We start from the raw sequence: 14,305 nt of genomic DNA, 5'->3' as shown, positions 1-14,305 counted from the left end.
CGCTTGATGCACAAGCGCTGGAAGCTTTTTTTATTCATAATCTGCGCTTTCACCATTCCCGGAGTACCGCCCATGGCCGGAGCCAGTTTGCTCGCCTTGCTTGACGACATCGCCACCATCCTCGATGACGTGGCCGTGATGACCAAGGTGGCCGCCAAGAAGAGCGCCGCCGTGGCCGATGATGTGGCGGCCATGACCAAGGTGGCCACGCAGAAGACGGCTGGGGTGCTGGGCGACGACCTGGCGCTCAATGCCCAGCAGGTCACGGGGGTGAGCGCGGACCGCGAACTGCCCGTCGTCTGGGCCGTGGCCAAGGGCTCCATGGTGAACAAGGCCATTCTGGTGCCGGCGGCGCTGGCCATCAGTGCCTTCTTGCCGGTGCTCATCACGCCCTTGCTGATGCTGGGCGGCGCTTTCCTGTGCTTCGAGGGCGTGGAAAAGCTGGCGCACAAGTTCCTGCACAGCGACGCCGAGGACGAGGCCGAGCACGCCAGCCACGCGCAGGCCAACGCCAACCCGGCGGTGGACCTGGTGGCGTTCGAGAAGGACAAGATCAAGGGCGCCGTGCGCACCGACTTCATCCTGTCGGCGGAAATCATCGTCATCGCGCTGGGCACGGTGGCGTCCGCGCCGTTTCTGCAGCAGGTGGCGGTGCTGGTCGGCATTGCCATCCTGATGACGGTGGGGGTCTATGGCCTGGTGGGCGGCATCGTCAAGCTCGACGACCTGGGTCTGTGGCTCAGCCAGAAGAGCAGCAGCGCCGCGCAGGCGCTGGGCCGGGGGCTGCTGGCGGCAGCGCCGTGGCTGATGAAGTTCCTCTCGGTGGCCGGTACCGCCGCCATGTTCCTGGTGGGTGGCGGCATTCTGGTGCACGGCATCGCGCCGCTGCACCACGCCATCGAAGGCGCGGGCGCCGCCGTGGGCCAGGGTGCCCTGGGCGGCCTGTGGCAGGCACTGACCACCAACGTGCTCAACGGCGTGGCGGGCATCGTGGCCGGCGCGCTGGTGCTGGCCGCCGTCACCGTGGTGCAGAAGCTGCGCAAGCGCTAGAGGTACAGGGTTTTGCGTTTGTCCTGGGGATCTGGCGAGTACCTCGCCGCTTGAAACTGGCGTGGCCCATGCCAGCGGCCGCCGCGCAAGGGCCGCCCCGCCGCGCTGGCGGCGTCCCCCTTCCCGGCGATAGCCGAGAGAAGGGGGAAGGCGCGTAGCGCCACAGGGGGTTGTCCCATCAAGGCAGGGCGGGGTAGTCCGTATAGCCGTGCGGGCCGGTGCCACCGTACACGGGTGCGTCGGCGAAGGGCTCGTTCAGCGGCAGGTTGTCGCGGAAGCGGCGCGGCAGGTCGGGCGTGCTGATCATCGGGCGGCCAAACGACACCATGTCGGCGCGGCCGCTGCTCAGGGCCTCGATGGCCATTTCCTTGGTGTAGCCGTTGTTGACCATCCACACGCCCGAATACAGGCGGCGCAGGGCCTCGTAGTCAAACGGTGCGTTGTCGCGCGGGCCGCCGGTGTGGCCTTCGACGACGTGGATGTAGACCGGGTGGAGCTTCTCCAGCTCGCGCACCACGTGCTCGAACAGCGGCTGCGGGTTGCTTTCCGACGAGTCGTTCACGGGCGAAACCGGCGAGAGGCGGATGCCCACGCGGTCGGCGCCGATCTCTTGCGTCACGGCGGCCATCACTTCGAGCAGGAAGCGGGCACGGTTCTCGATGCTGCCGCCGTAGGCGTCGGTGCGGTGGTTGGAGCCGTCGCGCAGGAAAGCGTCGATCAGGTAGCCGTGGGCGCCGTGGATTTCCACGCCGTCAAAACCCGCTGCAATCGCGTTGGCGGCAGCCTGGCGGAAGTCGTTCACCACACCCGCGATCTCGGCCGTTTCCAGCGCGCGCGGCACGGCGCAGTCCACATAGCCTTGGCCCACGATGTAGGTCTTGGCCTTGGGGGCGATGGCCGAGGGTGCCACGGGCGCCTGCTGGTTCGGCTGGAAGGCGTTGTGCGACATGCGGCCGGTGTGCCAGAGCTGCACGAAGATCTTGCCGCCCTTGGCGTGCACGGCGTCGGTCACCTGCTTCCAGGCGGCGATCTGCCCGGGCGTGTAAATGCCGGGGGTGTTGGTGTAGCCCTGGGCGGTGTCGGAGATCTGCGTGGCCTCGGCAATGATCAGGCCCACGCCAGCGCGCTGGCGGTAGTACTCGACCACCATGTCGGTGGGCTCCAGCGCGTCGTTGGCGCGGCTGCGCGTGAGCGGGGCCATGGCCATGCGGTTGGCGAGCTCGATCTTGCCCAGCTTGATCGGCTGGAAGAGGATGTCGGTGATGAAGGCTTCGTTTTGCGTACCCATGGGGGCTTACTCCTTGGTGGTGGCTGTGAGGCCTGCCGAACGGTCGGCGGGTTGGAAAAGGTGGTTGAGCACCAGGGCCATGCTGGTTTGCAGCGGTGCGGTGGTTTTTTCGAGCTTCATGCGCAGCAGGGCGCCTTCCCAGGTGTCCCAGGCCAGGGCCGAGAGCACGGGGGCGGGCAGGTCGGCGCGGACCTCGCCGGCGGCCTGGGCGCGTTCGATCATGCCGGCCAGGCGCTCGCGCCAGGCCAGTTGCGCCTGCAGCAGGCCCTGGCGGCAGGCGTCGCTGGCCAGGGCCATCTCGGCGGCAAAGTTGCCCACCAGGCAGCCGGCCTGCAGTTCCTTGCGCTCGTGGTACGCAATCATCTGATCGAAGACGTAGCGGATGGCGGCCATGGGCTGCGCGGGCGCGGCGGCCATCATGGCCTCCCAGGAGTGCTGCAGGTGCTCGGCGTACTGCTCGATGATCGCCACGGCAAACACTTCCTTGCTCTCGAAGTGGTTGTAGAACGAGCCCTTGGGCACGCCCGCGTGGTCGGTGATCTGCTGGATTCCCGTGGCGTTGTAGCCCTGGCGCGAGAACAGGTCGCGGCCGGCCTGGGTCAGGCGGTGGGGGATGTCGGTTTTGTCGGCGGTGCGAGGCATGGCTAAATAATATGACCAGTCGTCTTAAATTTCAAGACGACAAAAGAAAGACATTCAAGCAGGACGGAAAAGAGGGCTTGAACACAGGGCTGTACGGCCCTGGCTGCTCCTGAAAATACCCATAAAATAAGTGTGGTTGATGTTAATCAACTGTTTTGAGTAGGGTTATTTCTGGCGGTTGATGCAAAGCAAGAAAAACCATACTCAAAGTAGGCCTAATGGTTTTCACGGGGGTCGTCCCCGTGAAAAACCGGATTGAAATCACCATGAAAAAGAACTTGCTGGCTGTGGCCGTTCTCTGTGCTCTGACTTCTGGTGCTGCGCTGGCGCAGCAGTCGGAAGGTCCCTGGATGGTCCGTGCCCGCGCCGTGCACCTGGACAGCGCCAACAAGGACAGCACCCCCTTGGGTCTGACGATCAACAACAAGACCATCCCCGAAGTGGATGTGTCGTACTTCTTCACCCCCAACGTCGCGGCCGAGCTGATCCTCACCGTGCCGCAGAAGCACACGCTGAGCGCCGGCGGCGCGGCCATCGGCTCGCTCAAGCACCTGCCGCCCACGCTGCTGGTGCAGTACCACTTCAACACGTCCGGCATCAAGCCCTACGTGGGCGCGGGCCTGAACTACACGCGCTTCTCCAGCGTGAAGCTGCCCGCCGGCGTGGACATCGACCGCAACAGCTTCGGCGCCGCGCTGCAGATCGGCGTGGACATTCCGCTGCAGAAGAACCTGTACCTGAACTTCGACGTCAAAAAGGTCTTCATCAAGACCGACGTGAGCGCCGGCGGTGCCAAGCTCGGCACCTTCAAGGCCGACCCCGTGCTCGTGGGCGTGGGCCTGGGCTGGCGCTTCTGAGCGCCCGCGCTGCGCTCCGCAGCGTTTTTCATCCTCTCCAAGGTACTTGATGGCCGGCGCCGCGTGCGCCGGTCTTTTTTTTTTGAGGGGGGTGAAAAGGGGAAAGGTACGCGCCACGGCTTCGGTGGGGCAGGCACTGCCTTGCCGTGCTCAGCGCCCGCAGGACGACACGCCGGGCACGCGCGACAGGGGCCCCGCAGACGGATCAGAAAGGCGCTGCCACCACCAGGCCAGGCCCGTGCGCAGGTCGGGGCGCTGCCATTGCTGCGTGGGCAGATCGCCTGCCACCGCTGCCGCGCCCTCGGCGGGGATGGCCGACCCCACATCGAAGTGGAAGCTGTAGCAGGGCTCCAGCCCCATGCGCAGATCGGTGATCTGCAGCCGCCCCTCAGGGCTGGCCTGCACACGCATGAAGCCATGGCTGAAGCGTTCCAGCCGCTGCACATGCGGGTGGGCCGCGTGGGCGGCGCGCAGGGCGCTGCCACGGGGGTGCTGCGTCCATTGCACTGGGGCGCCGCCGTCGAGCAGCGAGTAATAGGCCTCGTGGTAGTGCTCTGGCCCCATGGCCACGGCGCGCCACAGCACGGTGGAAAAAGGGGCGGGCGTGACCAGCACCTGGCTGGCGGGCAGCCCCTGGGCGCGCAGGGCCTCTTCGAACACGCCGCGCACATGCTGCTGCGCCAGCAGGCTCCAGCCCAGGTAGGCCGTGCTCAGCACCAACCCGGCCTGGTTCCAGCGCAGGCCCTGCGGGTGGCGCAGCGCCGCCACCACACCCACCAGCAGGGGCAGGGTGTAGAGCGGGTCGATGATGAACATGCTGCCCACGCCGTAGGGGTGGTCCGTGAACGGTTGCAGCAACTGCGTGCCGTAGATGGTCAGCACATCCAGCAAGGGGTGCGTGAGCAGCGCCAGGGCCAGCGCCAGCCACCAGCGGTGCCACAGTTGCCGCTCGCCCTGCAGGCGGGCCACCAGCCAGCCCAGCGGCGCGCTGGCCAGCGCCAGGAAAAAGAGGGAATGGCTCTCGGCCCGGTGGCGCACCATGTTGAGCAATGGTTCGCCATGGTCGATGAAGGCGTCCAGGTCCGGCAGCGTTCCCGCCGCCGCGCCCCACAGCGCGGCCTTCCAGGCGGCCGTGCGCCGCCCCAGGGTGGCAAGAACGACGGCGCTGCCCAGGGCAGCCTGGCTGATGGAGTCCATGGGGTGTCGGCAGGAGAATGGGCGCGGGTGGTGCGCCGCATTCTTGCAGCGCTGCCCCAACCTTGAACGGCCTGGGGCTTATGGATACGCCCCAGCGCCGGGGTGTATCAACGAAAAAGCTATCAAAATAATAGCTAATAGCGCTTTATGGATGGGCGCTAGAGGCCAAAGATACCCAAAATCACCCGGGCCTGCGCAGGCCCGGGTGGCAGGGCAAGGCTCAGACCTTGTCCAGCGCCTGGGCCAGGTCGGCTTGCAGGTCCTTCAGGTGCTCGATGCCCACCGACAGGCGCACCATGTTCTCGCTCACGCCGGCCTTGGCCAGCTCGGCGGGGTTGAGCTGGCGGTGCGTGGTCGATGCCGGGTGCGTGGCCAGCGACTTGGCATCGCCGATGTTCACCAGGCGCGTGAACAGTTGCAGCGCGTCGAGGAAGCGCGCCCCTGCGGCGCGCGGGTCGGCGTCGCTGCTCTTGAGGCCGAAACTCAGGATGCCCGAGGCACGGCCACCCATCTGGCGTTGCACCACGGCGTGGTCGGCATGACCGGGCAGGCCGGCATAGCGCACCCATTCCACCTTGGGGTGGGCCTGCAGGTACTGGGCCAGCGCCAGGGTGTTGTCGCAGATGCGGTCCATGCGCAGCGGCAGGGTCTCGATGCCCTGCAGCGTGAGCCAGGCGTTGAACGGCGAGAGCGCTGCGCCCATGTTGCGCAGCGGCACGACGCGCGCGCGGGCGATGTAGGCCGCCGGGCCCAGGGCCTCGGTGTAGACCACGCCGTGGTAGCTCACGTCGGGCTCGTTCAGACGCTTGAAGCGTTCCTTGTGTTGGGCCCAGGGGAACTTGCCGCTGTCCACGATGATGCCGCCGATGCTGTTGCCGTGGCCGTTCATGTACTTGGTGAGCGCGTGCACCACGATGTCGGCGCCGTGTTCGATGGGTCGGCACAGGTAGGGGCTGGGCACGGTGTTGTCCACGATCAGCGGCACGCCATGGTCGTGCGCCACCTTGGCCAGCGCGGCGATGTCGGTCACGTTGCCCAGCGGGTTGCCGATGGACTCGCAGTACACGGCCTTAGTGCGCGCGTCGATCAGCTTGGCAAAGCTGGCCGGGTCGGCCGGGTCGGCAAAGCGCACTTCGATGCCCTGCTGCGGGAAGGTGTGGGCGAACAGGTTGTAGGTGCCGCCGTACAGCGTGCTGGCCGAGATGATGTTGTCACCGGTTTCGGCGATGGTCTGGATGGCCGCCGTGATGGCCGCCATGCCCGAGGCCATGGCCAGCGCGCCGATGCCGCCCTCCAGGGCCGCGACGCGCTTTTCCAGCACGTCGGTGGTCGGGTTCATGATGCGCGTGTAGATGTTGCCCGGCACCTTCAGGTCGAACAGGTCGGCGCCGTGCTGGGCGCTGTCGAACGAATAGGCCACCGTCTGGTACAGCGGCACGGCGACCGCGTGCGTGGTGGGTTCGGGCGTGTAGCCGCCATGGACGGCCAGGGTTTCGAATTGCATGGATGGATGTCCCTCTCTCGATTGATGTGCGCCAGGAGCCCGCACGGCGCGGGCCCGCACGCATTGTGCCCGGTGCGGTGCGTGGCGGTTTCTAATCGTTTGTCATGTGTTTATGCGCCATGCCGCGCGGGCGGTGCCGGCTCGTCCATGGCGGCGGCCGCGGGCAGGCGCTGGCGGCGCCAGGCCTTCTCCAGCTCGACCGCCACGTACACCATCAGCGCGGCCCCCAGGCAGACGGCCAGGTCGGCCAGGCCCAGCGGCTCGGTCTTGAAGATGGGGTTGAGCGCGGGCACGTAGATGGTGGCCATCTGCAGCAGGAAGGTCAGCAGCACGGCGCCCAGCAGCGGCCGGTTGCTGCCCAGGCCCAGGCGCCAGAGCGGTTCGCTCTCGGAACGGATGGCCAGCACATGCGCCATCTGGGCCAGGGTGAGCACGGTGAACACCATGGTCTGCCAGTGCGCGTTGCCGGTGGACAGGGCCCAGGCCTGCACCGCCAGGCACAGCCCGCCGATGAGCAGGCCGATGCCCAGGATGTGCTGCCACATGCCGCCCGCGAACATGCTTTCGGTGGGCGCGCGCGGCGGGCGCCGCATGATGCCGCGCTCGGCCGGTTCGGCCGCCAGCGCCAGGCCGGGCAGGCCGTCGGTGACGAGGTTGACCCACAGGATGTGGATGGGCAGCAGCGGAATCGGCAGCAGCAGCAGGGGCGCGAGGAAGATGGTCCAGATCTCGCCCGAGTTGCTGGTCATGGTGTAGCGCACGAACTTGCGGATGTTGTCGTAGATGCGGCGCCCTTCCTTCACCGCCGCGACGATGGTGGCGAAGTTGTCGTCCAGCAGCACCAGGCTGCTGGCCTCGCGCGCCACGTCGGTGCCGCCCCGGCCCATGGCCACGCCGATGTCGGCGCGTTTGAGCGCGGGGGCGTCGTTCACGCCGTCGCCCGTCATGGCCACGAAGTGGCCGCGCGCCTGCAGCGACTCGACGATGCGGATCTTCTGCGCCGGATCGACGCGCGCGTAGATCCGCACCTGCTCCACCCGCTGCTGCAGCGAGGCCGCGTCGAGCCGGGCCAGGTCGGCGCCGGTGAGCACGGGGGCGTCCGATGTGTCCACGATGCCCAGGCGGTGCGCGATGGCGCGCGCCGTGGCCGGGTGGTCGCCGGTGATCATCACCGGGGAGACCCCGGCGCTGATGCAGTCGCGCACGGCGGCCTGGGCCTCGGGGCGGGGCGGGTCGATGAGGGCGATCAGGCCCAGCAGTTCGAGTTCGCTCTCCACCGCGTCCAGGGCATTGGTGTCGGGCAGGCGGGCATGGCCGCGCCGCGCCAGGGCCAGCACGCGCAGGCCCTGCGCGGCGAGCTGGCCGGCCTGGGCCAGCAAGGCGGCGTTGTCGAGCGGGGCGCGGCCCTCCGGGGTCCACTGCGCGGTGCAGCGCGGCAGCACCGATTCGGGCGCGCCCTTGGTGTAGGCCACGAAGCCGCCCGCGACGCGGTGGAAGGTGGTCATGCGCTTGCGGTCGGAGTCGAACGGCTGCTCTTGCACGCGCGGGTTCTCTGCGTCGAGCGCCGCCTTGTCCAGGCCGCCGGCGCGGGCCGCCAGCGCCAGGGCGGTTTCGGTGGGGTCGCCCTGCCAGTCGGCGAGGGTGGTGGGGGTGGCGGTTGCCTCCATGTCGTCGCCATCGGCATGGGAGTGGCGCGTGGCGTCGTTGCACAGCGCGGCGGCGCGCAGCGCCTCGCGGTGCACGGCGCCGGGCAAGGCGTCGCCGGGCGTCCAGCGCACGCCGCGCGCCAGCAGCAGCTCGGCGTGCATGCGGTTCTGCGTGAGCGTGCCGGTCTTGTCGGAGCAGATGGTGGTGACCGAGCCCAGCGTTTCCACCGAGGGCAGGCGGCGCACCAGCGCGTTGACGGCCACCATGCGGCGCGCGCCCAGGGCCAGCAGCACCGTGACCACGGCGGGCATGGCCTCGGGGATGGCGGCCACGGCCAGGCTGATGGCGGTCAGCGCCATGAGCAGCGGGCTCTCGCCGCGCAGCACGCCCACCACGAAGACGACGGCGCAGATGCCCAGCACTGCCAGCGCCAGCCGCTTGCCGAAGGCCGCCAGGCGCCGCTGCAGCGGCGTGCTGCGGTCCTCGCCGCCCAGCAGGCGGGCCACTTTGCCCAGTTCGGTGTGCATGCCGATGGCCACCACCAGGCCGCGCGCGCGGCCGTGGGTGGCCGTGGTGCCCTTGAAGGCCATGTTCACGCGGTCGCCCAGGGCGCTGGCGTCCTGCGCGGCCAGGGTGCCGGTCTGCTTGGCGACGGTGACCGATTCACCCGTGAGCGCCGATTCATCCACCTGCAGTTGGGCGATCTCGATCAGGCGCAGGTCGGCCGGGATCTGGTTGCCGGCCTCCAGCAGCACGATGTCGCCGGGCACCAGCGTGCCGGCGGGCACCACCTGCACCTCGCCGCCGCGCAGCACGGTGGCGTGCGCCGCAGCGAGCTGGCGCAGCGCGGCCAGGGCCTGGTCGGCCCGCCAGGCCTGGGTGAAGCCGATGAGCGCGTTGAGCACCACGATGACGAGGATGACCAGCGTGTCCGTCAGGTCGCCGACCAGGCCGGAGACCACGGCAGCGCCCAGCAGCACCAGCACCATGAAGTCCTTGAACTGTTCGGCCAACAGCGCCAGCGGGCCCCTGCGGGCATGGTCCTGTAGCTCGTTGGCACCGTGCCGGGCGGCGCGGCGCGTGGCTTCGTCGGCATGCAGGCCGGTGCCGGGATCGACGCCATGGGCCTGCGCCAGCTCCTGCGCGTCGCGCAGGTGGGCATCGAGGACGGCGGTGGTCGGAGGTGTTTCGGTCGCCATGCGGAGCAGTCTGCCAACAGTTGTTGCGGAGTGTGACTGCCCCAGTGTACGGCCCGGCGCCATGCCGTCGGGCCAGGATGAAGGTGTTTTTGTGCTATCTATTCAATAGCTATTGGCGTAATTTGGGTGCGCTCTTGATGCGTTTTTTGCTTGAAAAACGGAAATCAGTGCGCTGCCGGGGGCCGGGCGCGGTAGAAGGTCAGCGGCTGTTCCTGGGCCTGGTTCAGCACCTGGCGCTTGATCTTGCCCACCACGTGCATCTCGCAGGGCTTGCAGTCGAAGCGCAGCGTGAGTTTTTCCTTGCCGTTGATGAGCTGCAGCGGCTCGGCCCGGATCGTGCCCTGCACGCCCGTGACGCCCTTGGCCTGCTTGGGGCACAGGCTCATGGAGTAGCGCACGCAGTGCTTGGTGATCATCAGGCTGACCTCGCCTTCCTCCTCGTGGCTCTCGTAGGCAGCGTCGATCACCTTCACGCCGTGGCGGGCGTAGAAGTCGCGCGCCTTGTGGTTGAACACGTTGGCGAGGTAGGAGAGCGTGTCCTCGGGGTAGGGCACGGGCGGCTCGACGGGCGTGGCGCGCGGCAGGCGCTCGAAACCGGCAGCGCGTGCGGTCTCCAGCGCGGCGAGGGCGTCGCGGCGCAGCGCGTTGAGGCTGGAGGCGGGCACGAACCAGGGCCGCGAGAGTTGCAGCGTGATGTCGTGCACGGCAAAGATGCTGGCGCCAAAGCGCCCGAGCTGCTCGCGCAGGCTGGCCTCTGCCTTGGTGGCGTCCTGCGCCGCCTCGTGGGGCAGGGCGGCCTGGGCCGTGCCGGTGAAGCCGTCCTCGTCGGTCAGCGTGAGGGCGAAGCCGTTGGCCGTTTCGGCAAACTGCGCCCACAGGGCTATGCGCCGGTCGCTGGACTTCTTCTCCAGCGTGCGCACCCAGTCCATGTCGCGGTTGCGGTTGACCTCGGTGCCCTTGCGCAGGTCCTTGAAGCCCTCCATCGGGTCTTTGGGGAACACGCGCCATTGCCGGCCGCCGCGCGGCGACACGGGTTCGGCGCGGTTGATCTGCAGGCCCACCAGCTCTTTCTGCAGGTCGTAGTAGCACAGGCCGTCGCCGTTGTGCAGCACGGTGGCCGGGTCGCTCACTTCCAGCTCGACGAAATTGGGCCCGAGCTTGGTCACCCAGCCGATGGCCTGGCCCGGGTTCTTGGGCGTGTCAAAGGCGCCGATGTCCTCCTTGCGGCCGTTGACGAAGTAGTCGGTGAACTCGCGGTTGAAGTTCTGCAGCGGGTCGGGCGTGAAGGTGAAGGTGGTGTGGCCGCTGGACGCGCGCGCCAGCGGGTCGCCCGAGGCCTCGCGCTCGTCCAGGATTTCGTCGAGCAGCTTGCGGTAGTGGGCGGTGATGTTCTTCACGTAGCCCATGTCCTTGTAGCGGCCCTCGATCTTGAAGCTGCGCACGCCGGCGTCGATCAGTGCGCGCAGGTTGTCGCTCTGGTTGTTGTCCTTCATCGAGAGCACATGCTTGTCGTGCGCAACGATGCGGCCCTGGCCGTCGGTCACCTGGTAGGGCAGGCGGCAGGCCTGGCTGCAGTCGCCCCGGTTGGCGCTGCGGCCGGTTTGGGCATGGCTGATGTAGCACTGGCCGCTGTAGGCCACGCACAGTGCGCCGTGGATGAAGAACTCGATGGCGCAGCGCTGCGGGTCGGTGGCGGCGCGCACGGCGGCGATCTGCTGCACGGTGAGTTCGCGCGCCAGCACGATCTGCGACAGGCCGCAGTCCTGCAGGAAGCGCGCCTTCTCGGGCGTGCGGATGTCGGTCTGGGTGCTGGCGTGCAGCTGGATGGGCGGCAGGTCCAGTTCCAGCAGGCCCATGTCCTGGATGATGAGCGCGTCGGCCCCGGCGTTGTAGACCTGCCAGGCCATCTGGCGCGCACCTTCCAGCTCGTCGTCGCGCAGGATGGTGTTGAGCGTGATGAACACCCGGCTGTGGAAGCGGTGGGCGTGGGTGATCAGGCGCTCCAGCGCGCGGATGTCGTTGCCCGCCCCGGCGCGCGCGCCAAAGGCCGGGCCGCCGATGTAGACGGCGTCGGCGCCGTGGTTGACGGCCTCGATGCCGATGTCGGCATCGCGCGCGGGGGAAAGCAACTCGATCTGGTGGGGCAACAGTGACATGGGTGTGATTATCTGGGGAAGCACCAAAACGCGTAGGGCTGCTCCCGGCAAGCAGGGAGACATATTGCTATGATTACGATAGCGTCTGCCACCCTGGCAGGCGGCATTGAGTTCACCCTTCAGACATCGTACGCAGACTGCAGACCATGCACAGCGCAGCTTGTTTTCGCATGCCTATCTTCAAGCCCGGCACCGTGGTGCGTTTCGGGGCCAACCGGGAAACCGTCAGCCACATCATCATCCGCCGCAGCGTGCTGCTGGTGCATCTGGTGGGCTATGAAGCCCCTGTCAACGCCGATGTGTTGACGGTGGAGCCCGCCGTGTTCACGCTGAGGCGCGTGACACGGTAGCCCGCGTCAGAGGGTGCCCAGTTGGGCCATGGCCTCGCCCATGCGGATCGGGCGGGCGGGGCCCCAGGCAGGGTTGAACTGCAAGGGCCCGCGCGGGAACAGCATGACGACGGTCGAGCCGAGCAGGAAGCGGCCCATCTCGTCGCCCTGTTTCAGCACGATGGACTGATCCGCATAGTCCCACTGGCGCACGGTACCAGGGCGTGGCGGGTTCACGAGGCCGTGCCACACCGTGGCCATGCTGCCCACGATGGTGGCGCCCACCAGCACCAGCACGAAGGGGCCATGGGCGCCGTCGAACACACAGACCACGCGCTCGTTGCGCGCGAACAGGCCGGGCACGCCGCGCGCGGTGGTCGGGTTGACCGAGAACAGATCGCCGGGCACATGCACCATGCGGCGCAGCCGGCCCTCGCAGGGCATGTGGATGCGGTGGTAGTCGCGCGGGCTCAGATAGAGCGTGGCGAAATGGCCGCCTTCGAATTCCGCGGCCAGTTGCGCGTCGCCACCGACCAGTGCCGTGGTGCTGTAGTGGTGGCCCTTGGCCTGGAAGACCTGGTCGCCCTGCACCGGGCCGAACTGGCTGATGGCGCCATCGACCGGGCAGACCAGGTCGGCGGCGGCCAGTGGGCGGGCACCGGGCTTGAGCGGCCGTGTGAAGAAGTCGTTGAAGCTGGCGTAGCTGGCCGGGTCCGGGTTGGCGGCCTCGGACATGTCCACGCCATAGCGTGCCACGAAGCGGCGGATGAGCGCCGTGGTGAAGGCGCCGGCGCGTGCCGAGGCGATGCGGCCCGCGGCGACGGTGAGGGCGCGTTTGGGCATCAGGTACTGCGGCAGGACGGCAAGGCGGTCGGACACGGTGGGAAGGGGGAGTGGGGGAAGCGCGCCATTCTATCGGCGCCTTGGCCTTTGTGTGCCAGGGTCAATCGGCGTGCAGCCGCGGGCCATGGCGTGCACAGGCACAATGCGGCCCCTGCATTCCCCCGCGCCACGCGCTGCCTGGGTGCATGTGTTTTGCCCGGCAGGTCCGGATATTGTTGAATGCCTATCCCCTCTCCTGAATCCGAACCGACGCGCGCCGTGCGTGGTGCCTGGCTGCGCAATTTCTGGCCCGCTCCCGTGGGTATCAGTGGGCGCGAACGCCTGCGCGTGGCGCTGGGCGCGGCGATGGGCGTCTTGCTCGCGGCCCTGCTGGCGCGCTGGTGGAACCATGCGCCTCCCGGCGGGCACTGGATGGTGGCCTCGCTGGGCGCCAGCGCCGTGCTGGTGTTTGCCATGCCCTCCAGCCCGTTGGCACAGCCCTGGCCGGTGCTGGGGGGCAACACCTTGTCGGTGCTGGTGGGGCTGGCCTGTGCCGCCCTGGTGCCCGAGCCCGCCGTGGCTGCGGCGCTGGCCGTTTCGGCCGCCGTGCTGGTGATGGTGCCGCTGCGCTGCCTGCATCCGCCGGGCGCGGCGATGGCGCTGTTCGTGGTGCTCAACCCCGGGGAGGATGCGCACCTGCTGCTGTTTCCAGTGCTGTTCAATGTGCTAGTGCTGCTGCTGGTGGGCATTGCGTACAACAACGCCACCGGGCGCAGCTATCCGCATCCCCAGCGTCCGCAGCGTGATGACCGGGCGGCGGGGGCCGGCCAGTTCACCACAGCGGACCTCGACGCGGCGCTGGCGCATTACAACCAGGTGCTGGACATCAGCCGCGCCGATCTGGCGGGATTGCTGCACATGGCGGGGCGGGCCGCCTTCCAGCGCACGCTGGGCGAGCTGCGCTGCGCCGACATCATGTCCCGGCCACCCATGGCCGTGGAGCCGGGCGTGGCGCTGAAAGACGCCTGGGCCATGATGCGGAGCGAGCAGATCAAGGCGCTGCCGGTGGTGGATGCGCAGGGCAGGGTGCTGGGCATCGTCACGGTGGCGGATTTCATGCGGCTCGCCAGTCTTGATACGCACGAAGGCCTGGGCCAGCGCTTGCGCACCCTGATCCGTGGGCGCTTGGGCCAGCCTTCTCGGGTGGAGGAGATCATGAGCCCGCAGGCGCAGGTGGCGGATGCACGGCTGCATGTGATGGACCTGGTGCCTCTTTTCTCGCGCGGCGGGCACCACCATATTCCCATCGTCGATACGCAGTCGCGGCTGGTTGGCGTCATCACGCAGTCGGACCTGGTGCGTGCCCTGGCCACGGCGCTGCCCATGCCAGAGGCCGACGGCATCGCGCCGTAGTCAAAACGGCCACGGCGCGGTACAATCGGCAGGCTCATGCACAGCGCCTTGCCTGTCCATTGAAGCCGTCTCTCCCGGCCTTCTTCCTGAACTGCGCCCCGGGTGCAGCGAACCCCACAGCACGCAAAGCACACTGCGCCTGCTCCACCGGACAGGCGTTTGCACCTGTGGGCACACCCGATTTCGCAGGCGCCGTACACG

The 14,305-nt window shown here is 68.2% G+C and carries 11 protein-coding genes; 4 read left to right on the top strand and 7 right to left on the bottom strand.

The window, feature by feature from the left end; all coding sequences use genetic code 11:
- Positions 1–72: 72 nt before the first annotated feature.
- Positions 73–1,050: a DUF808 domain-containing protein gene (locus D8S75_RS04870; RefSeq protein ID WP_119964834.1), complete on the top strand. Its 978-nt coding sequence runs from the start codon at positions 73–75 to the stop codon at positions 1,048–1,050.
- 178 nt (positions 1,051–1,228) lie between these two features.
- On the opposite strand, the gene D8S75_RS04865 is transcribed toward D8S75_RS04870, so the two are convergent.
- Together D8S75_RS04865 and D8S75_RS04860 are read right to left on the bottom strand one after the other, a co-directional pair.
- Complete coding sequence (locus D8S75_RS04865) at positions 1,229–2,338, bottom strand: alkene reductase (protein WP_119964833.1); 1,110 nt, start codon at positions 2,336–2,338, stop codon at positions 1,229–1,231.
- A 6-nt stretch (positions 2,339–2,344) separates the two neighbouring features.
- Positions 2,345–2,980, bottom strand: coding sequence for a TetR/AcrR family transcriptional regulator (locus D8S75_RS04860; protein ID WP_119964832.1), 636 nt, complete (start codon positions 2,978–2,980; stop codon positions 2,345–2,347).
- Positions 2,981–3,246: 266 nt separating this feature from the next.
- Here D8S75_RS04860 and D8S75_RS04855 point away from each other — a divergent pair, with 266 nt between their 5' ends.
- Complete coding sequence (locus tag D8S75_RS04855) at positions 3,247–3,837, top strand: OmpW/AlkL family protein (protein ID WP_119964831.1); 591 nt, start codon at positions 3,247–3,249, stop codon at positions 3,835–3,837.
- Positions 3,838–3,987: 150 nt separating this feature from the next.
- Here D8S75_RS04855 and D8S75_RS04850 read toward each other — a convergent pair whose 3' ends face one another.
- The 4 genes from D8S75_RS04850 to D8S75_RS04835 form a co-directional block, all read right to left on the bottom strand.
- Positions 3,988–5,034, bottom strand: coding sequence for a metal-dependent hydrolase (locus D8S75_RS04850; RefSeq protein WP_119964830.1), 1,047 nt, complete (start codon positions 5,032–5,034; stop codon positions 3,988–3,990).
- Positions 5,035–5,254: 220 nt separating this feature from the next.
- Positions 5,255–6,538, bottom strand: coding sequence for an O-acetylhomoserine aminocarboxypropyltransferase/cysteine synthase family protein (locus D8S75_RS04845; protein ID WP_119964829.1), 1,284 nt, complete (start codon positions 6,536–6,538; stop codon positions 5,255–5,257).
- Between the two features lie 110 nt (positions 6,539–6,648).
- Positions 6,649–9,384: a cation-translocating P-type ATPase gene (locus D8S75_RS04840; protein ID WP_119964828.1), complete on the bottom strand. Its 2,736-nt coding sequence runs from the start codon at positions 9,382–9,384 to the stop codon at positions 6,649–6,651.
- Positions 9,385–9,548: 164 nt separating this feature from the next.
- Positions 9,549–11,540 (bottom strand): peptidase U32 family protein, encoded by a 1,992-nt coding sequence (locus D8S75_RS04835; protein ID WP_119964827.1) that lies wholly within the window; start codon positions 11,538–11,540, stop codon positions 9,549–9,551.
- A gap of 170 nt (positions 11,541–11,710) precedes the next feature.
- Here D8S75_RS04835 and D8S75_RS04830 point away from each other — a divergent pair, with 170 nt between their 5' ends.
- Entirely contained in the window at positions 11,711–11,890 is a 180-nt protein-coding gene (locus D8S75_RS04830; protein ID WP_232828908.1) for a hypothetical protein, read from the top strand.
- A gap of 6 nt (positions 11,891–11,896) precedes the next feature.
- Here D8S75_RS04830 and asd read toward each other — a convergent pair whose 3' ends face one another.
- Positions 11,897–12,748, bottom strand: a complete 852-nt coding sequence (gene asd / locus D8S75_RS04825) for an archaetidylserine decarboxylase (RefSeq protein WP_119964825.1) — start codon at positions 12,746–12,748, stop codon at positions 11,897–11,899.
- Between the two features lie 183 nt (positions 12,749–12,931).
- Between asd and D8S75_RS04820 the strand changes: the two genes are divergently transcribed.
- Positions 12,932–14,104: an HPP family protein gene (locus D8S75_RS04820; RefSeq protein WP_119964824.1), complete on the top strand. Its 1,173-nt coding sequence runs from the start codon at positions 12,932–12,934 to the stop codon at positions 14,102–14,104.
- Positions 14,105–14,305 lie beyond the last annotated feature (201 nt).

Source organism: Simplicispira lacusdiani, from assembly GCF_003604195.1.
In the GTDB taxonomy this organism is placed as follows: Bacteria; Pseudomonadota; Gammaproteobacteria; order Burkholderiales; family Burkholderiaceae_C; genus Simplicispira; species Simplicispira lacusdiani.
The sequence above is the reverse complement of the archived record's forward strand: the minus strand, read 5'-3'. Positions and strand labels throughout refer to the sequence as shown.

Coding starts and splice junctions, on each gene's coding strand:
- D8S75_RS04820 (WP_119964824.1), top strand. CDS start 12,932: ATGCCTATCCCCTCTCCTGAATCCGAACCGACGCGCGCCGTGCGTGGT.
- D8S75_RS04870 (WP_119964834.1), top strand. CDS start 73: ATGGCCGGAGCCAGTTTGCTCGCCTTGCTTGACGACATCGCCACCATC.
- D8S75_RS04850 (WP_119964830.1), bottom strand. CDS start 5,034: ATGGACTCCATCAGCCAGGCTGCCCTGGGCAGCGCCGTCGTTCTTGCC.
- D8S75_RS04855 (WP_119964831.1), top strand. CDS start 3,247: ATGAAAAAGAACTTGCTGGCTGTGGCCGTTCTCTGTGCTCTGACTTCT.
- D8S75_RS04865 (WP_119964833.1), bottom strand. CDS start 2,338: ATGGGTACGCAAAACGAAGCCTTCATCACCGACATCCTCTTCCAGCCG.
- D8S75_RS04860 (WP_119964832.1), bottom strand. CDS start 2,980: ATGCCTCGCACCGCCGACAAAACCGACATCCCCCACCGCCTGACCCAG.
- D8S75_RS04845 (WP_119964829.1), bottom strand. CDS start 6,538: ATGCAATTCGAAACCCTGGCCGTCCATGGCGGCTACACGCCCGAACCC.
- D8S75_RS04835 (WP_119964827.1), bottom strand. CDS start 11,540: ATGTCACTGTTGCCCCACCAGATCGAGTTGCTTTCCCCCGCGCGCGAT.
- D8S75_RS04830 (WP_232828908.1), top strand. CDS start 11,711: ATGCCTATCTTCAAGCCCGGCACCGTGGTGCGTTTCGGGGCCAACCGG.
- D8S75_RS04840 (WP_119964828.1), bottom strand. CDS start 9,384: ATGGCGACCGAAACACCTCCGACCACCGCCGTCCTCGATGCCCACCTG.